This is a genomic window from Spiroplasma clarkii (genome assembly GCF_002795265.1).
GTDB lineage: Bacteria > Bacillota_I > Bacilli_A > Mycoplasmatales > Mycoplasmataceae > Spiroplasma_A > Spiroplasma_A clarkii.
This window is the reverse complement of sequence record NZ_CP024870.1, coordinates 1,485,875-1,510,824: the sequence shown is the minus strand read 5'-3', so window position 1 is coordinate 1,510,824 and position 24,950 is coordinate 1,485,875. Positions and strand designations below refer to the sequence as shown.

Here is a 24,950-nt window from a genome sequence, read left to right as displayed (position 1 = left end):
AATCCGCGAGCCTTTATATCTACTACTGGAGGAGCTACTGGAGAAACTTGAGGTAGAAGCATTTGAGATTACTTAAATTCAAACTGGTGACTTAATGATAAAGCACAACACAAAAATCTTAATGAAATACTTTCATTACAAATTGATGACTTATCTGACAAAAGAGAATGAGTATTAGTCAATGGCTTCCAAGGAACCTTTAATTTAAATATTTGAGGAGTATTACCATCTAATACAGTGCTATTTGATCAATCTGTTAGTCCATATAATATTTCAGGAAACAAGATTCCTGGTGCTCTAGTACAAGGAGATTCTTCTAGCAATGCAAACAGAATTGCCTTTAATTTAAAACTAAATTTCATAGATGTATCTTACATTGTACAATATTCAGATGCTAGTTTAGCTTCAAAAATAAGTAATCAAATACTTATAGAAAAATATTAAACTTGTTAAAATAACTAAAAGCCCTATTTATAGGGCTTTTTATTTAAGTAATTTGAATTAATATTTTTTGATATCAACTCAGGACATCGATTCATTGACAAAGTCTTGATCATTTAGTAAATCAGCTCTATGTTTTTCAAAAACCATAGTTTTTAAAAAAGTATTAAATAAGTAAAATGAAGTTACAGGACTGAGAAAATAAAGATCACCAAAAGTCTCTTGGTATTTAATTGCATTTTCAATTCGATAAATTACACTAATATTTGGATTTTGAACACTTCCATTGGTCACTAAAACTAAGTGACAATTTTTTATTCGATTGAGTTTTTCAATAATATCTGAGTATTTTTTTTGTATAAATCTAACTGAGTAAAAAATCACCAGGGAATTTGGTTTAATGTAGTTTGTAATATCATGGTTAAAATCATAATTAATAGTGTGAACTGATTTTTTACAATGTGTTAAAAATCCCAGAAAATCTTTAACGGCAAGTTCTGAGTAACCAAAACCTAGTCCATAAACATTCTCACACTTATTAATTAATTCAGCAATTATTTCAATCTTTTCATATTGATCAATGGCATTACTATATTCAGTTTTTAGTTCATTAATTGTTGCAATAGTTGGTTTTCAGAGCTTATTGTCGGTTGTTAGCTCTAATAGTTGTTGTTTTTCAAAATCATCAGCACATTTTTCTTCAACCAAGATTTTGACAAAGTCCTTTACTCCTAAAATATTATTTTTTTCAAAAAAACTATAGATAAAACTAACTCCACAGCCAAATTTTTTAGCAACTTCATTTAAGGGTTTATCTATGACTATATCAATGTTCTTACGACAATAATAATAGAAATCCAACTCTTTGGCATTCATATCAGAAATTTTTAAAATCATTAGGCTACCTCCAAGAATATTATTCCAAATCATACGGAAAATAGCAAGGGGTTTCAACAATATATTATCATTATTAAGAGGAGGGATATATATGAGAAAACTGATTTTAAGTTTACTAAGTGGAACATTAATTGGGGCAACTCCCACTAGTTTAGTGAGTTGCTCATGAAAAGTTCCACCAATTTCAGTGGTTCAATTATCAGGAATTTTTAATAGTGTTAATTCACAAGTACTTGCCAGTCCTAGTGAAGCAACTAATGTTGCTAGAGTAACTGCAACAAACTTTAAAATGGTATTTGATGATTCCCCAAAAGAAGAACAAACTGTTGAAAAGTCAAAATTATGAGCAGATGGATTAACAAATCTATTAGCAGGGTATTTAGTTACCAATATTCAAACCAGTAAAAATGTTTTAACAGGTTCAGAAACTGATTATACAGTTGAGAATCAAACTGCAACTGAAGCAATTTTAAAACTAGTTGCAGCACATCACTTTACAGTTAGACTTTCAGATATTTATGCAGTAAGTACAGATACTTGATTATCACAGTTACCTGGAAGTGAACCAGATAAAACCATTGAAAAAACACCAGTTTCAGTAAATGGTGAAGAAGTTGCAATACAAGAGAATAATTTACCAACAATACCATCAAGTGATGAAACTAAATATAGTGCTATTGATACTAGTGCTATTTGAAGTTTACAAACTGAACAAATGACCTCAAATCAGTATTGAGTTCGTTATTTATTTTCATTTGGTCCCAAAAAATCATTTGAAACTGAACCAACCTTATTTTACATAGAAACATTAATGGAGAGATAAAAAATGGCAAAAAATGAAGTTAAAAAAATAGTTGCCATTACAGCATGTGCAGCAGGTGTTGCACATACCTATATGGCAGCAGATAGCTTAAAAAACAAAGCTATTGAATTAGGTTATGACATTCATGTTGAAACCCAAGGAACTATAGGCATTGAAAATGAAATCTCGATTGAACAAATTGCTCAAGCAGATTTAGTTATTATTGTTTCAGATATTAAAATTGACACAACAAGATTTAATGGAAAAAAAGTATATGTTACAAGTATAAAACCAGCAATAAAAGATCCTCAAAATTTAATTGAAGAGGCTATAAAATATGCTGAAGTACTTGGAGGAAAAGGTACAAAAAAAGGTTTTGTAACTTTTGGTAAAACTAAAAAAGCAGGAATATTAAGTCATTTAATGACTGGAATAAGTTGAATGTTACCACTAACAATTGCAAGCGGACTATTAATGGCAATAGCAAATATTTGTGCTTTTCAAACTGAATATGTAGATAATTTAGGAGATTATGGAGAAAATTGAGTTCTTTGAACTAGAATGTTTCCAAATTTCTTAATGCAAATTGGGGGACTAGGATTTAAACTAATGATTCCAATCTTTGCAGGATTTGTAGCCTACTCAATTGCTGATCGTCCAGGATTGGCCCCAGCACTAATTGCTGGTTGAATTATCAATGACAACTCTATGTTGGGAGTTGAAGTTCATGTTTCAGAACAATCAGTTATTGAACCTGGAGCAGGATTTATTGGTGCAATTATTGTGGGTATCTTAACTGGATATTTAGTTAAGTTCTTAAAAAGTATTCACTGACCAAAATTCTTACAACCAATTGTACCAATTATGATCATTCCTATCATTTCAACTTTAGCAATGGCTTGTTTAGTAAAATTTGCAATTGGAGGACCGATTGCTTGAATGGTATTAGGAATGTTTGATGGTTTAAATAATATTCAAAATAAATTTCAAGGTACAGGTATTGTTATTGCAATGGTAATTTCAATTATGATTGCCTTTGACCTTGGAGGACCACTAAACAAAACTGCACTAGTTTTTGGAACAGTAATATTTTACCAAACCTTAGCAGAAGCATTAGCTAATGGACTTGGTTATTGAGATGCAAACTTTGTACCTGGAACAGCTTCACAAGCTGCAATTTCAGTCCCACCATTAGGAATGTGATTGGGTACCGTACTCTTTAAAAATAAATTTACAAAAAATGAAAGAATCATGGGTGGAGCTGCTTTTGGAACAGGAATTGTTGGTATCACTGAAGGTGCCATACCATTTGCAGCATCTGATCCAATTAGAGTAATCTTTGCCAATGTAATTGGGAGTGTTGTGGCCGGTGTTGGAGTTACTTTACTTAATGTAAAATTTGCAGCAGGACTTGGTTCACCAATTGGAGTATTTTTAGGATATATTAAAGGACCATGATGACCTCTATCTTGAATTGCACCAATTTTACTGGGAATAATTGTAACTGCTCTTTTAGTTGGAGTTTTAAAAAGAAAAATTACAGGAGAAGAGTATGAACTTTACTTACAAGAAAGAACAGCAGCTCGTGAAAAAAGAATAATTTTTGCTATAAACTTTAAACTTATGTTTAAAAAACCTGGTTTAGTTTTTAAAAACTTAACCAAAAAGCAAAAAGTATATTGAAGTAAGTTTTGAAAAAACTGAGTCATTTATTGAAAAAATTCATGACAAATGGTTTGTCAATGGGGTATTGGAATTTACACCTTCTTTGCCACCCCAATCATAGTAATTAAAAAAGCATGCAAAAAACTTACTCCTGAAGAAAAAGCTGCAAAACTTGAAAAGAAAGCAGAATATAAACAACAAATAAAAGCTGATAAAGAAAAAACTAAGGCTGAAAAATTAAACTTCAAAGCAAATTATCAAGAAACTTTGCACAGACTTGAAGAGGAAATTAAACAAAAAAAATAACATTTTGGGGGATGGAAAATGACTAAATGAAAAATGCACATTGTGCCTCATACTCATTGGGACAAAGAATGATATTTCACAAAACAAGAAAGTGATATTTTGTTATGTGAATATTTAGATGAAATCTTGAGGATGATGTCTAACAATGAAATTTCAAAATTTACTCTTGATGGTCAAGTCTCAGTAATTGATGATTATTTAAAATATAAAAGTGCCAACCTAGGTTTGGTTAAACATTTTTTAGAAACTGAAAGATTAATAATTGGACCTTGATACACTCAACCTGATCTATTTAATTCAAGTTCAGAAGCCATTGTGCGAAATTTAATTTATGGAATGAACAGGTGTAGAGAATTTGGTGCAGAACCAATGATGGTAGCATATGTTCCAGATTCATTTGGGCACAATAACCAAATGCCCCAAATTTATAAAAGTTTAGGAATTTCTGATTTCATTTATTGAAGAGGAATATCAAAAGAAATGTTGGATGACAAAAAGCTCATTAGTTTTTGAAAAGGAATTGATGGGACAAAAGTATTAGCTTACAACATGATGTATGGTTACTTATCTTTTGGATCAAACTTCAATTATAATTCAGTGAGTGAAAATCAAGTAAAATTAAATGCAAAAAACTTTTTGGAAAACACTAAAGAAATTATTAATGAAATTAAGGAAAAAAGCCAAGGGATTACTAAAGAAATTTTAATTCCACTCGGTGGAGACCAAGCGCCTCCCCCAGCAAATTTAGTAGCATTTGTAAACGAATTAAATTTGAAATCAAAAGATGACTGACTGATTTCAAACTATGAAAAATTTATGAGAGCAATTCATTCAAACTCTCGCAATATTGAAACTATTGAAGGTGAGTTAAAAAAACCTTACCTTTCAAGAATTCATCGAACGATAGGTTCACAAAGACAATATATTAAAAATTTAATTAAAGAAGCAGAGATGGAACTGTTTTATAATTTAGAACCATTAATGGTTTACAATTATTTTTTGACAAGAAGGTATCAAACAATTTTTTATGAGAAGGCATTAAGAAAAATTCTTGAGTGCCAAGCTCATGACAGTCTTGGAGGTTGCAATAGTGACCAGACCAATGCAGATATTAAAAATAGAATTTCTCAAGCACTAGATATTACAAAAACTTTGCAAACAAAAATTCTTAAAAATATTTGTAAGTCAAAAGTAAATTATGATGAAGAATTTATTATCTTTAACCAAGAATTACATGATGTTGTTTATAACAAAAAACTAAAAATATTTTCAAAACATAAAAATATTAATTTGAAAAATTCAAAGGATAAGGAATTTAAATTCACAATTCTCAGTAAAAAATTTCACAATGAAGGTAGTATCACAGTATCAGGAGCAAGTGGAGAAAAATCAATTAAAGCAAATGGATTTTATGAGTTTGATATTTTTATCTATAAGTTAAAGCTTCATGGTTTTGAAATTTTAAGATTTGAAGTTGTAAATGAAGAGGTTCAAATTTTAAATTCAAGTGATCTAGATTTTAAGATTTGCTGTATCAAAAATAAAATTGAAGTGGCAAATCATTTTAAAATTTATTTTGAAGCAGAAAAAGATTGTGGTGACTCATATGATTTTTCTCCAGAACAAAATGAACCAAAAATAATTAGTACTCTTACTTCATTTGAAATTCTTAAAGAAAAAGATTGTGGTAGTAAAATAATTACTTGTAAAATTGTTTACCAAATTTATAAAAATAGTAAAGTTAAAAAAATAGTTAATCAAGAATTTCATTTAAAGTTCCATGTCTTTGATAAAAAAATAGTTGACTTGGAAGTCAACACAATTAATCCAACATCTGAAATTAGATGAAGGATTTTATTTGAGTTTATGAAAAACTCTAATGAATTAATTAGTGATCAATGTTATAGCGTCACCGCCAAAGAAGCAAATCATGAAATTAATTATTGAGAAAAAGAGGGTTGAAAAGAAGCACCAGTTGACATTCATTCATTTGAAAGTTTTATTGCAAAAAAAGATCAATTTGCAATCTACAATAATGGTTTAAATGAATTTCAAAGATTAGATGACTCTACTGTTGCCATAACTTTATATCGCAGTGTAAGTTATTTGGGGAGAAATAATTTACTGTGGAGACCTGGAAGAGCTAGTGGTACTAGTGAATTTAGTATTAAAACACCACAAGCAAAATTAATCAGCACTAAATTTAAGTTTAAATTTAGAATAGATTTAAGAAAAGATATTAATCCTGCACAAAATGCTAAAGAATTTATAACAAGTCCATTGTATTATCAAAAACAAAATTACAATAACTTGTTTAAAAGTTTTGATAGATTCTTATCTAAGGGTGACAAGATTATATATCCAAATAAAAAAATTTTAACAACAACTTGTAAAGATTTTGTAATTAAAGCAATTGTGAAATCAAATCAAGGTAATGAAGTAATTGTCAGGGGGTTTAATCCCCTTGACAAAAATATTGCAGTTAGTTTTTTACTTAATGGTGAATTAATTAATTTTGATCAATGTGATCTTAGAGAAAAGATTTTACACATGAATTGTAGCAAGGTTGTTGTTAAACCAAATGAAATTGTAACATTTAAAATTAAGGAGGTTCAGAAATGATAGATTCAAAAATATTTAATGAAAGTAGTATTATTTTGGGCACTACATTAAAAACCAAGGCAGAAGTTTTTGAAAAATTAGCCAGCTATTTTTACAAAAATAATTATTGTGATGATACTGAAATGATGATTCAGGAATTTTGAAATAGAGAAGCAGAAGGTTCTACTGCCTTTATTAATGGAATTGGAATTCCCCATGCTAAAGCAGAAAAAATAAATTACCCAGGAATTTGTATTTTAAAAAATAATACAGGTATTGAATGGGACTCACTAGATGGTGAAGATACTTCATTGTTCATTGCTTTAGCAATACCTGAAAAAGGTTCAAGTTCAATTCATTTAAAGATGCTAAGTAGTGTGGCTCGTAAATTAGCGGATGCTGAATTTAAAAATAATTTACTAGCAGCAAAAAGCAAGAAACAAATTTATGAATTAATTTCAAGTGTTGAAATTGTTTAACCTAATTTAGGAGTTAAAATTCTTTGTATTGGGGGGAGATATATGTAGAAAACAGTTTAAAGAGTTAATTTGATTTTAAAAGGAGAAATACAATGGATAACATAAAAGTATATTTAGATGTTGACATAACCACTAAAGAAGATCTTTTTGATTTTATTGGTAAAAAAGCTGTAGAGTTAAAATTATTAACAGATGCTAATGCAGTTGTTGAGGGATTTAAAGCCCGTGAAGCAGAAGGTTCTACAGCATTTGAAGATGGTTTTGCAATACCACACACTAAACTTAAAAATTTAATTGAGCCACAAATTATAGTTGTGCGCAGTAACTCACAAATTGAGTGAGAGTCAATGGATGGTAAACCAACAACAATGGCAATTGCTTTGTTAATACCAGACAATTCAGCAGCAAAACACTTAGAAATTCTTAGTGCAATTGCAGTTAAATTAACAAAAACTAAATTTAAAGAAGATTTACAAAAAGCAAAAACCGAACAAAGTGTAATTAAATTATTAGATCTAGTTGATGCTAATAAAGAAGAAAAAAAAGTAACCAAAGAAAAAACTAAGAGTCTTTCAATAGTTGCAGTAACAGCTTGTGTTGTTGGTGTTGCTCACACTTATATGGCCGAAGAAAAACTATTATCTGAATTGACAAATGCAGGTTATCAAATCAGAGTTGAAACACAAGGCTCAAAAGGAGTGGGCACTGAACTAACTGCTGCTGAAATTAAAAATGCTGATCTAGTAATTTTAGCAACAGATACAAATGTTGATAAAAGTAGATTTGTTGGGAAAAGAGTTTATCAAACTCATGTTGCCCGAGCAATTAAAGAACCGCTTAAAGTAGTGGCTGATGCTCAAGCACAAGCAGTCGTTATGAAAGCAGATCAAGATTTTACAACTGAAACTAAAAAAGATAGACAAGGTGTTATTAAACATATTCTTGCCGGAATAAGTTATATGATTCCAATCATTATTGCTGGGGGAGTTTTAATTGCAGCTTCACTGGGAATTGCTAAAGCAATTTGAGGTGCTGGTGCTTCAACTACTGGAGTAAATAATGAATACCCTCACAATCCATTATGAGCAATGGAACAAATTGGAGGGGCAGCCTTTACTTTAATGATTCCAATTTTAGCAGCATTTATTGCTAACTCAATTGGAGGACGTGCTGCAATTGCGCCAGCACTTGTTGGTGGATTTATTGGAAATGATGCTTCAAAATTTGTACCAATGTTTGGTATGAATACTGTTACAACTCCAATGGGATTCATTGGAGCAATCATTGCAGGACTATTGGTAGGGTACTTTACTTTATGAGTAAACTCATGAAGAGTTCCAAAATCATTAAGAGCTGCAATGCCAATTTTCTTTATACCAATTGTAGGAAGCATTGCAATTTGTGTATTATTTATGTATGTACTTGGAGGGCCAATTGGATTTGTTATGGACAAATTGTCTGCTGCAATCGAAAAAGGTTATACTTCAGATCAATTTGGAATAGGTCTTGGACTTGGTCTGGGAATTCTTTTAGGAGCAATGGCTGGTTTTGATATGGGTGGACCTGTAAACAAAATTGCCTTTGTAACTTCTAGTGCCCTAGTTGTACAAAAAATTTACTACCCAATGGGAGCAATGGCTGCAGCCATTCCAGTAGCTCCACTTGGAATGGGGTTAAGTGCTGTCTTATTTAAAAGATTCTTTACCCGTGAAGAAAAAGCTGCTGGAATCTCAGCACTAATTATGGGGATGATTGGTATCTCAGAGGGTGCCATTCCCTTTGCAATTCGTGATCCAAAACGTGCTATTGCATGTAATGTTTTAGGAAGTGCAATTGCTGGGGCAATTGCTGGAGCATTGAAAGTTGAAAACTATGCAGCTCATGGAGGACCCATTGTAGCAATCCTTGGAGCAGTACCATATGGAGTGCAAACTTTCTACTTCTTCTTGGCAATTTTAATTGGAACCACAGTTTCAGTTGTAGTTTATGGTCTATGACTTGTAGCTACTTTAGGAAAACTTGGATCAGTTAAAGAAGCTTATGTAAATTTATGTGTAAATTACAAAACAGATGCAAAGGATAAAAAATATGCCTTAGCTCAACAAATTAAAACTTTAAAAAACAATATTAAAGCATCAACTGATGAAAAAGAAGCTCAGGGGTATCAACAACAAATTGAATCTTTAAAAACACAGTTTGATCCTATTAACAATACTTTAAAAGAACAATTGCTAGGAGCTAAAAAAGCTTATCAAGAAGTTGTTGGTGCAGAAAAAGTTGGGGTTAAAGCAAAAATGGGTGACTTTACAAAATTCATTCAAGAACAAAAAGCAAACAAACAATCTCAACTAAAAGCAATTCAAACAGAGTATCAAACAAATTCTACAAATGCAGACAAATATAAAAAACGTGCTTTGAAAGAAACATATAATAATGAAAAAGAAAAAGCATTGCAAGGGTTTGCAAATAGAATTACTAACTATGAAATTGATATGCGTAAAGAATATGTAAATCAATTTAACAAGCTAATTTAATTTTTTAAAAAATCTCTTTTGAGATTTTTTTTGTTAAAAAAATTAAATTCAAATAAATAATTTTTTTCACTTCATTGCGATAATATAACCTCGTAAGTTTTCTTTTTAAAATTTTAAGTAGTTCATCACAAACTAAAAGTGAAAAGTCAAAAAACTTACAATGCAGATATGAGGAGATAATAATGGATAAAAAAAATTCAGTCAGGGGTTCAATTAAAATAACAACAGATGGTTTAGAAACAAGAGATGAAGATGGGAAAATTATAGGTATGCCCAAGGTCTATGTTTACATTAATGAAAGAGCATTTCTCATGAATGATAGTGTACAAGTCAAACAGTTCTTTAATCATTTTGATGAAACCTTTCCAAGAAATTGTGGTGTATCAAGAAATCTAGTTATTGATATGCTAGATCAAGTTTATAATTCTTTTAAATTAGATTTATTAAATGATGAAGAAATAAATTTGGTTAACCCAATTTATGAAGTGTTTTCAAAAGCTAGAAAAAAAGCTACAGCTTCATGAACAAATTTGGATTCACTTTTAGAAAGCATGACAATTGATAATAAGTATGCACCTGATCTTGAAGTAATCAAAAGTTACATTAAAACAAATTTAATTAACCAAACCAATTTTACAAATAGCTTTTTGCAAATATTGGACTTAGATTTTATAAAAGACTATGATGATTTATACAAAGCCCTTCACATATATGAAGAGTTCTAAAAATAAATTAAGTGGTTAATAAAACCAATTGACCCTTTACCTTTTAAATGAACCAGCACTTCTTAAAAAGAGTGTGTTGGTTTTTTATTTGAACTAAACTTGCACAACCTAGGGGTAGTAAAGTTCAACTTTTAGGTGTATAATATAAAAGATTACTCTTGATTTGATGTGGAACAATTTTATAATAAGCTACAGCTGAAATCAAGTTGATTCTTTTGGAGGGAATAATATGAAAAAACTATTAAGTTTTTTTGGTGTCGCGGGTATTATTGCAAACATTGGTACAAGTGTTTTAGCTTACGCGCCAAAAGCAAGCACCTCAGTTATGAACCAAAGATTAGTGGATTAATTGATGAATTAACCTTGCGTATTGAACAAGTGGTCAGTGAACATCTCTCAAAATATACACATCAATTAAATATTATGACAGAGAGTAAAGGTATATTTTCAAGAAGTGAGTTGCAGACCTATGGAACAACTAGAAAAGACAATCATGAATATCCAGGAATACCACTTACTCAAGAAAAAGCGAATGGTATTATTGAAAGATTTGCTACCATTTTAGAAATTAATGAGTTAATTGATTTGGTTAATAAAATAGTTCTTTCTTCAAATCATTATGATATTTTAATTGTGGATGGTAAAATAGTCAAAGATATTAGCTTTAATAGAAATTCAATTAAAATAAGTTATACAGAAAAGGCTGCAAGCGGTGCTTTGCTTTTTATGTCTGATATAAAAATAGAACTTAATCTTGAATTTCAATTAATAAATGCAAGTAAAGAAATTGTTAATAAAAATATTATTACAAAACAAACTATTTTTGCACTAGATAATAATGATGCAAAAGAATCCCTAGATAACCTTTATGTTCAAATTGAAAGAGCACATGTAACTGGGAATCCAAAAATCAGTTGGTGAAATAGCAGCACATTTGACTATCTTAAAAATGATGAATACAAAATATTTGAAATGTATTATGATAAAACTAGAAGCTGAAGACTTAAAGATCACTATAGAAGTGATAAATTTAAGGATACCTTAAACACTCTTCAAAAAGGTAATGCTGATTGGTTTGTTGACTCAGAGTTTATTGTTGAAAATTTAATAATAGCTAATGAAACTCTTATTTCGCAAGTAGATTTAAAGCAGGGACAATCAAGATACTACGGATTTGATGAAAGTGAAAATGACCTGCTTCACCAACCAATTTTTTCACAATTAAAAGAACTTGATGGACCAATTAATTTTGTAAATCTAGGAGTACAGAAGGTTAATTTGGAATTGTTTTCATTACTAAATGCTACCATTAGAACCCCAATCTTAGATTATCAAAAGAATTTAAAAGATCACTTTAGTAATGAAGTTTTTGAAGAAGATAGGTTTACAGAACTATTTGAAAGAGACAACTTTATGAATGGTAGTGTTGCTTTACAAAATCCCCAGTTTAAAATTACTGATGATTATTCAATTACTTTAAACACTGTGATTATGAATTGGATATTGGCAGTATCAGGTGAAAAATTTGATGGTACTGCTCAGTTAAACAGAACATCAATTGGAACTGCAATTTATTACAATGTCATAAGTGGCATACGAGGTTTTCATAATATTTTTGGTGTGAAACCATCAACCAAAGAGATAAATTATACTGTGGATAATGTTGAGAAAAAGCAAAAAGTATTTTTAACAGCAACTGGGAATGATAATCGAGAAAGTAATTTTTGAAACCTTTTTGGTACATCCAATTTTGTGGTTGGGAATACTTCTTCAGGAGTCAAATTAAATAACATACTCTCACTTAGAAATGATTCTTTATCAAACAAAAGGCATTTACTATTAACTGCTGGCTATCAAGGTATTTTTGATTTATCAATGAATGTTGTGGATGCAAATAATGATCAAATAATACCTCACCCAACATTTAATCATTGATATTCAGTTAAACATGTCCCAGAAAGACAAGAAATTGTGCATAGTAACTCATTTTTTAATTTGAAACTCGCCTTCCACATAAAGCTAAATTTTATTAATATTTATTTCATTTTGCAATATACTTCAAGTAATTTAAGTGAACCAGAAAGAGCTAAAATGTTTTATATATCAAGAGTTTAAAATTAAGAACAAATTAATTAAAGCCCCTATTAACAGGGGCTTTTACTATGGCCATAAATGTCAGCAATATAACTTTGGCTTGTTTGCTAAAGAACAACCAATTTGTGGATTAACATCTCTCAAGTTACATGTCAGAATTAAATACAGCGATGGACCTCTCTTTGTTAAAAATATTATTATAAAAAGCAAAAATTATCTATAAAATAATTGTGAGGTAAATTATGAGTGAAATAAATTTTTTGGTTGATTTTGGTATTGATAACCCAGTGTATGAAACAGCTAAACAAATTAGAGAAAATGTCTTTATCCAAGAACAAAATATTGCACCAGAAATCGAATTAGATGATTTTGATCAAAGTTCATTTCATATTATTGGGTTTGATAATGATCAAAAAACAATTTGTTGTGCTAGATTTTTGCAAATTAACCAACAATGACAAATTGGCAGAGTGGCTGTTTTACAACAGTTTAGAAACAAAGGTTATGCTGCTCAAATGTTAAATTATATTGAAACTTATTTAAAAGAAGTTTTTAAAATTAAGTTTATTCATATTCATGCTCAAAAACCGGTTCAAAAATTTTATGAAAAACTTGGTTATATAGCCTTTGGTGAAACTGATATTGATGCAGGCATTGAGCATATTTGGATGAAAAAAGAAATAGAATAGAATCGAAAAAAATTTAATTTTTTTCGATTTTTACTTGCCTTCAAGTAACTTTAATCAAATACAATAATAGTGCTTAAGCACAATACAGAAGGAAGTTGAAATTATGAAGCAAAGAACTTTAGGGAAAGAATTGCAAGTATCTGAAATTGGTTTAGGATGTATGGGACTTAGTTTTTCTCAACCACCATTTCCCACAAAAGAAGAAGCAATTACCTTTATTAGAGAAGCATACAAAAAGGGTGTTACCTTTTTTGACACTGCTGAAATTTATGGACCTTTTGATAATGAAGAAATTTTAGGAGAAGCTGTCAAAGATTTTAGAGATAAAGTAGTAATTGCTACAAAGTTTGGTTTTAAATATGAGGGAAGAGAAATTAAAGGATTAGATAGTTCTCCAAAAACAATGAGAGAAGCTCTTGAAGGTAGTTTAAAACGTTTGCAAACAGATTACATTGACCTATATTACCAACACCGAGTTGATCCAAAGACCCCAATTGAGGTTGTTGCTACAGAAATGAAAAGCGTGATTGCAAGTGGTAAAGTAAAATATTGAGGTCTTAGTGAAGCTTCACCAAGAACAATACGTAAAGCACACCAAGTATGTTCACTCACTGCATTGCAAAGTGAATACTCAATGTTTTGAAGAGATGCTGAAAAAGAAATAATTCCCACTCTTGAAGAACTTCAGATTGGTTTTGTTCCATTTAGTCCATTAGGAAAAGGGTTTTTAACTGGAACAGTTACTCCTGGACACATTTTCCCAGAAGGTGATTTTAGAAATACTGTCCCAAGGTTTAATAACCCAGAATATTTAGCAGAGAATATGAAGTTAGTAGATTATGTTAAGGAATTAGCAATAAAGAAAAGCACTACTCCTGTTGGAGTAGCACTGGGATGAATCTTGGCCCAAAAACCATGATTTGTGCGAATTCCGGGAACAAAAAAAATTGAACATCTTGAAAAAAATTTAGAAGCAATTACAGTTGAATTTAGTCCTGAAGAACTTAAAGAAATTCAAAAACATTTAGATTCTATTGAATTATTGGGTAACCGTTATAGTGAAGCTAGTGAAAAGCAAATAGATAAATCATAATAAAATCTGGGAATACCCCAGATTTTATTAATCTATTTTTTTAAAGTTATTATCTTTTGAGTTATTTTATCATCAGTAGGATAAATTCAGAGGTTATCAAAAAATACTGCCCCGTGTTCCAGGTGTTTTTTTAAATAAGATTCCTCATCATTTTCATAGACAGCTGTATTGAAGTAATAATTTTCAATATTGTCCACATTAGTTTTCAAATAATCTTTTATGATTCCATCCTCTTTTACAAAATAGAAAAAATTCATATTCAGCTCTAGTAATTTATTGTCTTCATTACAAGTTTCTTGTGTATTCACAATAAGGTATTCATCATTATCATAAGTTTTAAGATGATTTACAATATCTTTAAATAAAGACTCGTCACTAGTTTTAAAATTTGTTGAGAGAATATGTCCATTAAATTTTCAGTCGCTTATTGCCTCTTCTTCGCCACCAACAGCTAAGATGCTAACTATTTCAGGTTTAGTTTTATTGTTGATAGTGTTGTAGAAACTTTGATAATTTTTAAAATATACAAAACTATAGAGACTTGGTCCAAGTTGTGAAAGACTCAATGAGTAAAGGAGAGATCTTATTAAATTTTTAAAATTATAATAGTTTCTTCAAAGTTTTAGAGAATCATTTCTGACACTAAAACTTGCTCCATATTGGTCTTTGACTCTTTCTGGGAACCATCTCGGTCTTTATTCTGCTGGTCTTGTTGGAACATAATCAAAGTTTAGCAATGAACATGATGCTACATTTGAAATCATTAATGTTGGTATTGCTAAGCTTGTAGTTATGCTTAAAATTTTTTTCATATTTTTACCTCCTTATAATTATCAAAATTGATTGTTTTAAATACTCTACTTTGAAAATATCAAGATTATATTGAACTATCTCCCCTCAAATCCTAGGGGAATTACAAATTGTTGAAATTTAAACTGGACACCAGTGCCTGGTGTTCCTTCGGCATCTATCATAGCTTGTACAGTATAAGTAAAAACAAACACTAGAAAATCAACAACTATATCAGGTAGGTATTTATAAAATATATCCATAGTCTCTTCAACAGTGGTAAGAGTTTTTGTAATTTCAGTTATAGAACTAGATAACTCATTATATTTTTGGCTCAGGTCTGTTTTGGGGATATCAAATTTTTTTGCAACCTCAGTTTCAATTACAGATGCTATTTCACTTACTGAGGTTGAATCAGTAACTTGATCATTTGCAATAGCGTTTTCAAGTGAACTAACTAGATTATCTAATGTATCATAAAACTTGGTTGTTATTGGTAAACTAGATTTTGTAAGTTTCTCTTTAAATGTTATAAAATTATTTTTCAACTCATTAACTGTTAATTTTGATTCTCCTGGTTGAAATATGTCTTTAAGATATAAAATACCACTATCAAGTAGATCTTTTAAGTCCTTATATTTAAATCCATAATTGGTATAAATTGTCATTGCGAGTCTCTCAGCATTTATGATGCCACTGCCAAATTCAATTTTTCAACCTCAATCTCAAAGTGCTGTTCATCAATGTGCTGGTCCATAAACACTATAACTTACAGTGAAATCATTTGAATCACTAAATTTTACATCAAGATAATCTCTCAATTTTGATCAGTTAATTTCTTTTCAAAACTTTAAACCTTGTTCTTTTTTATTAATATCAACAACAAATGTATTATACATTGAAAGTATTTCTGCTTGATGGGTTTGTATAAAGTTATTGTTAATATTTTTTAAATATATTACAGCATTTTGAGCAGTCATTGTGTCCATGATATCTAGTTTTGCTGCAATTATTTTCTTATTACTTGTTGATAGATTGCTATAGTCAGAAATCATTGTCTTAAATTTTGCAGGAACAAAATTTGCAGCTAAATCTGAAAACTCTGATTTATATTTTTGTTTGATAAATTCACTTTCATAACTCTTGGTTTGTGAAATGAATGGGGTAGTGGCAGATGCAATTACTGCACCAATTCCAACTATACTTAATAATTTTTTAAACATATTATTTTCTCCTATGCATTATTGATACCCAATACAATTAAAGTATTTTCAGTATTAGTTGATTTTTAATTCATAATTATGAATCTAAATACAAAAATACTTTGGTGTTATATTGTTAGGATTGTTAAAAAATTCTAAGACTTGACCTTCTTTCATGTGAATTACTCATTTAATAATTCATAATTATTATAATAAAAAAATCCATAAAAAAATTATTTGAGAAAATAAAAATTTTAGGATTTTGTCATTGAAAATAAAAAATTTTATGGTTTAATTTGTCCATATGTTCAAACAATAAGTTGATTATATTAAGTAAAGAATCTAGATTAAATCTAGATTCTTGTTCTATATATTATTTAGTTTTTGTAATTACATGATATGAATCTACTGGGTCTACAAATCCATAAAACCACAGGTTATCTATAAATGGTCTGTTTAATTTTTCCATTCAAGATCTAAACATCTCTTTCTCATTATTTCTTGTAGTTTTTAAATAATAGTATGGTTCATTCCCACTTAAACTATTACCAAAAAAATCTCATAGTTGGTTATTGTGCTTTTTAAAGTAAAAATATGATTGGTCCAAACCTGTCAATAGACCATCTTTGTCATTAAACTCAATAGTGTTCACAACTAAATATTCATTGTCATCATAATTTTGTAAAGTGTTTTCTATCTCAGTTAATAAATTTTCATCATTTGATTTAAAGTTTGTGGTAATAAATTTACCAGCAAAATGTCAATCATTTCAATAGTCAAATGTACTAATAATTTCTTCCTTTGCTTCACTAAGATTTTTTTTATTGAAGATTTCACAAAAGTCATTGTAGTTTTCAAGATAAATGAGTTTATGATCTGGTCAATCAAGTGTATAACGTAAATATGACCCCAGAGTCGAATTAACCATTGAGCTGTAATTGTCATAATTTCTTCATAGATCTATTGAATCTTCTTCAACTGAATGTTCAAGTCCATATTGATCTGTCACTTTTTCTGGAAACCATCAAGGTCTCTTTTCATTGTCATCCTTGTTTTCACTAGGTGTTGCATGAAATTCAAATAAGTTGCATGAAACAACACTGTTGGTGGTTAGTGCAAGTATTCCCAACCCACCAAGTACATTTAAAATTTTTCTCATTATTAATTCTCCTCATAAATGTTTAGGTAACTAATTAATATTGTATTGTTGAATTATTTAAAATAACCCAATAATAGAAATTAGTTATAAACTTTTCTATTTATCTTCCCTTAAAGCCTTGTGGAAATATAAATTTTTGAAATTTGATATATACACCATTTCCTGAATGATTCTCTGCAGCTATCATTTGTTTTGCAATTCTTACAAATGAACCAAGTATAAAGTCTACTATAAAATCAGGTAAGTCAGTATACATTTTATCAATTACAAGGGTTATTTGATTTAGTGTATCAGTCATTTCTCAAATTATTTTTGAAATATCATTGTAGGTAGTTCTTAAGTCCTCTACGTTAATTCCAAATTGGTTTGAAACTTCCTCTTGAATATATTCAGCAAGTTCCGTTACTGCCATTTCTCCAGCACCTTGTGATATAAGCATAGAAGTTAGGGCAGATGCAGTATCTATTATTTGATTAAAGTATTTTGTAACTGGTAGTCCAGAATTTGAAATTTGAGTTTGAAATTTTTTAATTAATAAGCTAAATGTATCTATGCTTATGTATGACTCTTTTGGTAAAAACATGTTTCTAAGAATTTCATCACCTACTTTTAGTGTTGATATCAATTGGTCAAAATCAAAGCCGTAGGCATTATAAATTGTTAAAGCAACCCTCTCAATGTTAATGATACCTCCACCAAATTCGAATTTATAGCCTCAATCTCAAAGTGCTGTTCATCAATGTGATGGACCATATGTGCTACTATCAATAGAAAAATCATTTGAGTTTGTGAAGTCGATACTAATGAACCTCTCAATTTGTTTTCAATCAATGTTTGTAAATAATTCTGATTGCAGATCATTATTCCTTGGTTTTATAACAAATGAATTGAACAAGTCCAAAATTTCATTTCTATAATCATGTATAAATTTTATATTAATATTGCTCAAGTAATTTTTTGCAACATCAATAGTCATTGTGTCCATGATATCTAGTTTTGCTGCAATTATTTTCTTATTACTTGTTGATAGACTATTATAGTCAGAAATCATTGCCATAAATTTCGTAGGAACAAAATCTGCAGTAAAGTCTGAAACCTCCGATTTATATTCTTGTTTGATAAACTCACTCTCATAACTCTTGGTTTGTGAAATGAATGGGGTAGTGGCAGATGCAACTACTGCACCCGTTCCAACTATACTTAATAATTTTTTAAACATATTATTCTCTCCTATAAATTATTGATACCCAATACAATTAAAGTATTTTCAGTATTAGTTGATTTTTAATTCATAATTATGAATCTAAATACAAAAATACTTTGGTATTATATTGCTAGGATTGTTAAAAAAATTCTAAGATTTTACCTTCTTTCATGTGAATTACTTACTTAATAATTCATAATTATTATAATAAAAAAATCCATAAAAAACCATTTTAAAAAATAAAAATTTTAGGATTTTGTCATTAAAAATAAAAAATTTTAGGATTTAACATAATTTGTTGGTGTATTCAAACAATAAGTTGGTTATATTAAATAAAGAATCTAGATTAAATCTAGATTCTTGTTTTATATATTATTTAGTTTTTGTAATTACATTATATGAATCTATTGAATCCATATTCCCATAAAACCATAGATAATCTATAAATGGTTTGTTTAATTTTTCCATTCCTCCTCTAAATATCTCTTTTTCATTATTTTTTGCAGTTTTAAAATAATAGTATGGTTCATTGCCATTTAGACTATTACCAAAAAAATCTCATAGTTGGTTGTTGTGCTTTTTAAAGTAAAAATATGATTGGTTCAAACCTGTCAATAGGCCATCTTTATCATTAACTTCAATAGTGTTCACAACTAAATATTCATTGTCTTCATAATTTTGTAAAGTGTTTCCTATCTCAGTTAATAAATTTTCATCATTTGATTTAAAGTTTGTGGTAATAAATTTACCAGCAAAATATCAATCTTTTCAGGTGTCAGTTGTGCCAATAATTTCTTCTTTTGCTTCATTAAGATTTTTTTTGTTGAAGATTTCACAAAAGTCATTGTAGTTTTCAAGATAAATGAGTCTGCGATCTGATCAATCAAGTATATAATCAAAATATGACTCCAGAGTTGAGCTAACCATTGAGTAATAATTGTAATAATTTTTTCATAGATCTATTGAATTATCATCAACTGATTGCTCAAGTCCATGTTGATTTGTCACTTTTTCTGGAAACCATCAAGGTCTTTCTTCTCTGTCATCTTTATTTTCACTAGGTGTTGCTTCAAGTTCAAATAAGTTGCATGAAACAACACTGTTGGTGGTTAGTGCAAGTATTCCCAACCCTCCAAATACATTTAAAATTTTTCTCATTATTAATCCTCCTTATAAATGCTTAGGTAACTAATTGATGTTGTGTTGTTGAATTATTTAAAATAACCCCAACAATGGAAATTAGTTAATTCTCTAATTATTTTTGAAATTCCATTATAGGTAGTTCCTGAATTTCCTTTACTAACTCCAAATTACTTCGAAACTTCTTTTTCAATAATTTCAGTAAATTCTAAATTAGGAACTACTACTTTTCCACCACTAGATGATGCAAGTACAGAAACTAGAGCTAATGCATTATTCATTATTTCATTAAAGTATTTTGTAATTGGTAGTCTAGAATTTAAAATTTCATTTCTATAATCATATATAAATGTTGCTTAAGCAATTTTTGCAGCTTCAATAGTCATTGTGTCTATGATATCAAGATCTGTAGCAATTATTTTTTATTATTTATTGATAGCTTTTTGTAATCAAAAACCATTTCTTTAAATTTTGCAGGAACAAAATTTCTAGTCAAATCTGATCTATTTTTTTGTTTGATAAATTCACTTTCACAACTCTTGGTTTGTGAAATGAATGGGGTAGTGGCAGATGCAGTTACTGCACCAATTCCAACTATACTTAATAATTTTTTAAACATATTATTTTTCCCATGCATTATTGATACCCAATACAATTAAAGTATTTTCAGTATTAGTTGATTTTTAATTCATAATTATGAATCTAAATACAAAAATACTTTGGCATTATATTGTTAGGATTGTTAAAAAATTCTAAGATTTTACCTTCTTTCATGTGAATTACTCATTTAATAATTCATAATTATTATAATAAAAAAACTATTTAAAAAATAAAAATTTTAAGATTTTCACATCATATAATAAAAAATATATTTGACTTTATATCAACCCTATGATTTATTTAAAAACCCACCAATTGGTGGGTTTAGTGTATTTATCTTAGTGTTGAATTCTAATTATCTGTCATAAGAAGTTGATTTCTCAATTTCTGTCCAGGTGATGAGTTGGAATAATCTAGAATAAAAGTCACATCAATAAAGTTTAGTCTCAAATTGAAAGCAACTTTTAGAGGATCTCCTGAAGTGTTTCCAACAGTTAATTGATTGCCTTCATTTTTACCAGTAATTGTGTAGTTAAAGAAATTTGTATTAAAAGTAACTTGACCATCTTTATCCACACCCCAAATTAGTAGTTCAAAAACACCTTGATAGCCTTGAGTCAGTAGCAATTGTCTTTTATCTGATAATTTATCAGTTTTCAATGAAAGAATATTGTGAAGTTCGATATAAGAATTTCTTATTGATAAGTGAATGACTCATCCATTTAAGTCTGTTCAAATATTATTACCCGAACCACTGCCTCCAGTTGCTGTTAAAAAGACTTTTGGATTACCCAGTTCTGCACTTTCAATTGACTTGGTTGAGGGTTTTACACCCAAAACATCTAGATAGGATTTAATTCCCATAGCTGTATTGAAGTACATTGCATCACCAAGTTGAGTTTGATTAAGACTTTTATTTTTATCCCACTTTTCACCTGATACTGCAAGGATTCATTTCATAGTAACAGGATTTAAATCTATTGAGTAGTCTTTGTTAATTTCTAATTTGATCTTTTGTAAAACCACTGAACCATTCATAAAGTTATCTCTTTCAAACAGTTCATTTAATGAACTAACTGCTTTACTTTGCTTGTTTAAATCATTTTTTAATGTATTTTGGTAATTTTGAATGCTAGCTTTAGTGTCATTATTATTTAGTAAGTTGTAGATTTCTTTATTATTTTTTTGTTTACCACTATTTACAAAACTGATTTCAGAATCGTTTTCTTCAAATTTTGAAAATAATGGTTTGTGCAGTGAATCAACTCCACTTGCTCCTTTTTCATAGGTTCTAACTTCTCTTGTATCAGCACCAACTTTTGCATCAATCTGTTCATTTAAAATTTCAACATTTTCTAAAAGAAACTTTGTATTTGTTAATCACTCACCCTCAACTTGGATACTATTGTTTAATAAGGTTTCAAAATTTTTATCTTTATAATAAGTGTTAAGCTTACCAATTCTAATGTTGTCATTATACATTTCAAATATTTTACTTCTATCAGCAACAGCATAATTTAAGGTTTTATCTGTTCATCAACTTAATTCATTTCCTAAAAGATAAGCATTTTCAAGGTCTGTATAAACTTGATCAAGTTCTTCTTTTACTCCTGAATTATTAGTTAAAACCAGACTTAAATTTGAAGAAAGGGTTTTTCCAATTAGTTCATTTTTAAAACCAATATACTGGTATGATACTAAAAGCTTTGTTTTAATATCTGCCATAAACAATGCATCAATAGTGACTTCAGTAGATCTTGTGTAATTAATTTCAATCGAGCTTGTATCAAAACCAATGTCTTTAACAATAACACCATTATTTATAAGAATGTCAAACTGGTTTAAACCTTTGGCTAAGTTCTCAATTTCTTTTTCTAATGTTTGTGTATCTAAAAGTAGGATAAATTTATCAACAATTTTTTTAATTTCTGCTGGACCAAGTGCAGTACTTGGTGCCTTTTCTACACCATCAATAACTGTCTTTCCGTATTTCTCAAGTCCATTAATTGAGAAAATACCAGTAGCTTCAGTCTCAATATTGAATCTTTTAGCTTTTTCAATTATGTGATCAGAAACTATTTTAGAAACAGCTGCATTAAATTCTGTGATTAATTGATTTAAACTTGTATTGTCTGATTCCTTATTTGTGCTTTTTGGCGAGCACGCTAAAACGCTAGCACTAAAGCTAGTAGTTAAACTGATAATTCCTAAAAAAGTTAATAATTTGTTCATGCTATCTCCTCCTAGAACAAATTTTAATTTTCAAACGTTTAGTAATACAAATCTAGTATTACTCATATTATATATAAAAAAACCATTAATTTCTATTGAACTTTGGTTTTCTTGGCTGACAACACTGTTATTGTTAAAACAAAAAAACTGAAAAAATATTTTTAATTCATAGATTTCCAATTTAATCCAAGCAAAAGAGATATAATTAATTAAGATTTATTTCAAGTAACATTTACTTAAAATATGTTGCTTTTTTAACACTAATATTAGACAATGTAAGTGTTTGAATGATTCTAGTTTTTTTGGAGGTGAATTTAATGAAAGAATATAAAGAATTTGAACTTGTTAGTAATTTTACTCCAAGTGGTGATCAACCTCAAGCAATTGTTAAACTTTTACAAGGATTAACTGCTGGAGTAAAGCACCAAGTTTTACTTGGTGCTACAGGTACTGGTAAAACTTTTACAATGGCAAATATTGTTAAAAGTATTAATAAACCAACTTTGGTTTTAGCACATAATAAAACTTTGGCAATGCAATTGTACATTGAGTTAAAAGAACTTTTCCCAAATAATAGGGTTGAATACTATGTTTCTAACTTTGACTTTTTTCAGCCTGAAGCTTATTTACCGGCCCGAGACTTATACATTGATAAAGATGCCCGTATCAACCGTGACTTAGACATGATGAGGTTAAGTGCCTTAAATGCTTTAACTACTAGAAATGATGTTATTGTAGTGGCTTCAGTAGCTGCAATTTATGCTACTCGAAACCCAGATGAATACAGTCAAATCTTTTTTGAACTTAATGTTGGACAAAAAATCTCTAAAAAAGAACTATTGTCTTTTTTAGTGCAAACTGGTTATACAAGAAATGATACAGCCACAGAAATGGGGACTTTTGCCACTAAGGGTGATGTAATTAAAATTTCACCAAGTTGAACTGATGAATATAATTTGCGTATTTCAATGTTTGGTGATGAAATCGAAGCCCTAGATATTGTGGATGTTTTAAATAACACAGTTAAAGAAAAACTAAGATTATTTACAATCTTTCCAGCTTCAGCATATGTAACAGACATGGATTTAATTAAAAAGGTTGTTAAAAATATTGAAGTTGAGCTTGACCTCAGAGTTAAAGAACTATTAGATGAAGGTAAAATGATTGAAGCTGATCGTTTAGAAAAAAGAACCCGCTATGATATGGAGACTTTATCAGAATTTGGAATTTGTGCTGGGATTGAAAACTACTCAGCTCATTTAGACTTTCGAGCACCAGGAGTAGCACCATATAGTTTATTGGATTTTTTTGGTAAGGATTTTTTAACCATTATTGATGAATCACACATGATGATTCCTCAGGTTCGAGGAATGTATAATACAGATCTTAGTCGTAAAGAAACTTTAGTAAAACATGGCTTTCGACTACCAAGTGCCCTTGACAATCGTCCGCTAAATTTTGAAGAATTTAGCAATCGCTTAGATCAAGTAATTTACACATCAGCCACACCAGGTGACTATGAACTAGAACTAACAAACCATGAAGTAGCTGAACAAATTATTCGACCAACTGGGCTACTAGACCCAGTTATTGATATCTTACCAACACACAATCAGATGGAAGTCATCATTGAAAATATCCACCAAATTGTTAAAAAGAGTCAAAAAGTTTTTATTACTGCAATTACAATCAAACAATCTGAAGATATTACAAGTTTTTTACAAGAAAGAAATATTAAAGTGGCCTATTTACATTCAGAATTAAAAACCTTAGAAAGAAACCAAATTCTGTTGGATTTAAGAAGAGGAGTATATGATGTCATTGTTGGGGTAAACTTATTAAGAGAGGGAATTGATATTCCAGAAGTAAGTTTAGTTTGTATTTTAGAAGCAGATAAACAAGGTTTCTTGAGAAATGCTCGTAGTTTAATTCAAACAGTTGGTCGAGCAGCTCGTAATGCTGAAGGAAGAGTTATCTTTTTTGCAGATACAATTTCAAAAGCTATGGAAGAAGCAATTGAAGAAACTAATCGTCGTCGTAGCAAACAAGAAGCTTATAATGTTACAAATAACATTACACCAAAAACTATTATTAAAAAAATTAGTGACTTTGGTTTAAATGCAACTTTAAAAAACAAAGTTGCAGAATTAGCAAAAGGTAAGAAAAAAATTAAGTTAACAGAAAAGGAAAAATTAATAGAAGAATTAAGAGTTGAAATGTTAACTGCTGCTAAAGAACAAAATTATGAAAAAGCTGCAGAATTGCGTGATTTAATTATTGAAGTTTCAGCTGAATAAG

The 24,950-nt window shown here is 29.3% G+C and carries 20 protein-coding genes; 12 read left to right on the top strand and 8 right to left on the bottom strand.

Annotated features, from left to right (window positions below):
• Positions 1 to 237 precede the first annotated feature (237 nt).
• Positions 238 to 444: a hypothetical protein gene (locus tag SCLAR_RS07140; protein ID WP_100255162.1), complete on the top strand. Its 207-nt coding sequence runs from the start codon at positions 238 to 240 to the stop codon at positions 442 to 444.
• 57 nt (positions 445 to 501) lie between these two features.
• On the opposite strand, the gene SCLAR_RS06790 is transcribed toward SCLAR_RS07140, so the two are convergent.
• Positions 502 to 1,338 (bottom strand): MurR/RpiR family transcriptional regulator, encoded by an 837-nt coding sequence (locus tag SCLAR_RS06790; RefSeq protein ID WP_100255161.1) that lies wholly within the window; start codon positions 1,336 to 1,338, stop codon positions 502 to 504.
• A gap of 91 nt (positions 1,339 to 1,429) precedes the next feature.
• Here SCLAR_RS06790 and SCLAR_RS06785 point away from each other — a divergent pair, with 91 nt between their 5' ends.
• From SCLAR_RS06785 to SCLAR_RS06745, 10 genes are all read left to right on the top strand, one after another.
• Positions 1,430 to 2,161 carry a hypothetical protein gene (locus tag SCLAR_RS06785; protein ID WP_100255160.1) on the top strand — a complete coding sequence of 244 codons (732 nt, stop codon included), beginning with the start codon at positions 1,430 to 1,432 and terminating at the stop codon, positions 2,159 to 2,161.
• A gap of 3 nt (positions 2,162 to 2,164) precedes the next feature.
• A complete protein-coding gene (locus tag SCLAR_RS06780; protein ID WP_211277549.1) occupies positions 2,165 to 4,111 on the top strand; it encodes a fructose-specific PTS transporter subunit EIIC in 1,947 nt (648 codons plus the stop codon).
• An 18-nt stretch (positions 4,112 to 4,129) separates the two neighbouring features.
• The gene (locus tag SCLAR_RS06775) at positions 4,130 to 6,736 is read left to right on the top strand and encodes a glycoside hydrolase family 38 N-terminal domain-containing protein (protein ID WP_100255159.1); all 2,607 of its coding nucleotides are present in this window, start codon (positions 4,130 to 4,132) and stop codon (positions 6,734 to 6,736) included.
• Positions 6,730 to 7,191: a PTS sugar transporter subunit IIA gene (locus tag SCLAR_RS06770; RefSeq protein ID WP_100255158.1), complete on the top strand. Its 462-nt coding sequence runs from the start codon at positions 6,730 to 6,732 to the stop codon at positions 7,189 to 7,191. Before SCLAR_RS06775 ends, SCLAR_RS06770 begins: the two co-directional genes overlap by 7 nt.
• Before the next feature lie 92 nt (positions 7,192 to 7,283).
• Positions 7,284 to 9,725 carry a PTS fructose transporter subunit IIABC gene (locus SCLAR_RS06765; protein WP_100255157.1) on the top strand — a complete coding sequence of 814 codons (2,442 nt, stop codon included), beginning with the start codon at positions 7,284 to 7,286 and terminating at the stop codon, positions 9,723 to 9,725.
• A 182-nt stretch (positions 9,726 to 9,907) separates the two neighbouring features.
• Positions 9,908 to 10,450 carry a hypothetical protein gene (locus tag SCLAR_RS06760; RefSeq protein ID WP_100255156.1) on the top strand — a complete coding sequence of 181 codons (543 nt, stop codon included), beginning with the start codon at positions 9,908 to 9,910 and terminating at the stop codon, positions 10,448 to 10,450.
• A 229-nt stretch (positions 10,451 to 10,679) separates the two neighbouring features.
• A complete protein-coding gene (locus tag SCLAR_RS07135; RefSeq protein WP_169921869.1) occupies positions 10,680 to 10,799 on the top strand; it encodes a lipoprotein in 120 nt (39 codons plus the stop codon).
• A gap of 74 nt (positions 10,800 to 10,873) precedes the next feature.
• Positions 10,874 to 12,565, top strand: coding sequence for a hypothetical protein (locus tag SCLAR_RS06755; protein ID WP_169921868.1), 1,692 nt, complete (start codon positions 10,874 to 10,876; stop codon positions 12,563 to 12,565).
• 221 nt (positions 12,566 to 12,786) lie between these two features.
• Positions 12,787 to 13,233 (top strand): GNAT family N-acetyltransferase, encoded by a 447-nt coding sequence (locus SCLAR_RS06750; protein ID WP_100255154.1) that lies wholly within the window; start codon positions 12,787 to 12,789, stop codon positions 13,231 to 13,233.
• 103 nt (positions 13,234 to 13,336) lie between these two features.
• Positions 13,337 to 14,326 carry an aldo/keto reductase gene (locus tag SCLAR_RS06745; protein WP_100255153.1) on the top strand — a complete coding sequence of 330 codons (990 nt, stop codon included), beginning with the start codon at positions 13,337 to 13,339 and terminating at the stop codon, positions 14,324 to 14,326.
• Between the two features lie 32 nt (positions 14,327 to 14,358).
• On the opposite strand, the gene SCLAR_RS06740 is transcribed toward SCLAR_RS06745, so the two are convergent.
• The 7 genes from SCLAR_RS06740 to SCLAR_RS06710 all read right to left on the bottom strand — a co-directional run bounded on the left by SCLAR_RS06740 (position 14,359) and on the right by SCLAR_RS06710 (position 22,652).
• Positions 14,359 to 14,892, bottom strand: coding sequence for a hypothetical protein (locus tag SCLAR_RS06740; protein ID WP_100255152.1), 534 nt, complete (start codon positions 14,890 to 14,892; stop codon positions 14,359 to 14,361).
• A gap of 321 nt (positions 14,893 to 15,213) precedes the next feature.
• Positions 15,214 to 16,338 carry a hypothetical protein gene (locus SCLAR_RS06735; RefSeq protein ID WP_100255151.1) on the bottom strand — a complete coding sequence of 375 codons (1,125 nt, stop codon included), beginning with the start codon at positions 16,336 to 16,338 and terminating at the stop codon, positions 15,214 to 15,216.
• 352 nt (positions 16,339 to 16,690) lie between these two features.
• The gene (locus SCLAR_RS06730; protein WP_100255150.1) at positions 16,691 to 17,476 is read right to left on the bottom strand and encodes a hypothetical protein; all 786 of its coding nucleotides are present in this window, start codon (positions 17,474 to 17,476) and stop codon (positions 16,691 to 16,693) included.
• A 100-nt stretch (positions 17,477 to 17,576) separates the two neighbouring features.
• Positions 17,577 to 18,695, bottom strand: a complete 1,119-nt coding sequence (locus SCLAR_RS06725; RefSeq protein ID WP_100255149.1) for a hypothetical protein — start codon at positions 18,693 to 18,695, stop codon at positions 17,577 to 17,579.
• A gap of 357 nt (positions 18,696 to 19,052) precedes the next feature.
• Positions 19,053 to 19,838 carry a hypothetical protein gene (locus SCLAR_RS06720; protein ID WP_100255148.1) on the bottom strand — a complete coding sequence of 262 codons (786 nt, stop codon included), beginning with the start codon at positions 19,836 to 19,838 and terminating at the stop codon, positions 19,053 to 19,055.
• A 397-nt stretch (positions 19,839 to 20,235) separates the two neighbouring features.
• Complete coding sequence (locus SCLAR_RS06715) at positions 20,236 to 20,439, bottom strand: hypothetical protein (RefSeq protein WP_100255147.1); 204 nt, start codon at positions 20,437 to 20,439, stop codon at positions 20,236 to 20,238.
• Between the two features lie 332 nt (positions 20,440 to 20,771).
• Positions 20,772 to 22,652, bottom strand: a complete 1,881-nt coding sequence (locus tag SCLAR_RS06710) for a hypothetical protein (RefSeq protein ID WP_100255146.1) — start codon at positions 22,650 to 22,652, stop codon at positions 20,772 to 20,774.
• Positions 22,653 to 22,969: 317 nt separating this feature from the next.
• Between SCLAR_RS06710 and uvrB the strand changes: the two genes are divergently transcribed.
• On the top strand, positions 22,970 to 24,949 hold the full coding sequence (uvrB, locus tag SCLAR_RS06705) for an excinuclease ABC subunit UvrB (protein WP_100255145.1): 1,980 nt from the start codon (positions 22,970 to 22,972) through the stop codon (positions 24,947 to 24,949).
• The last annotated feature ends 1 nt before the right edge of the window (position 24,950 follow it).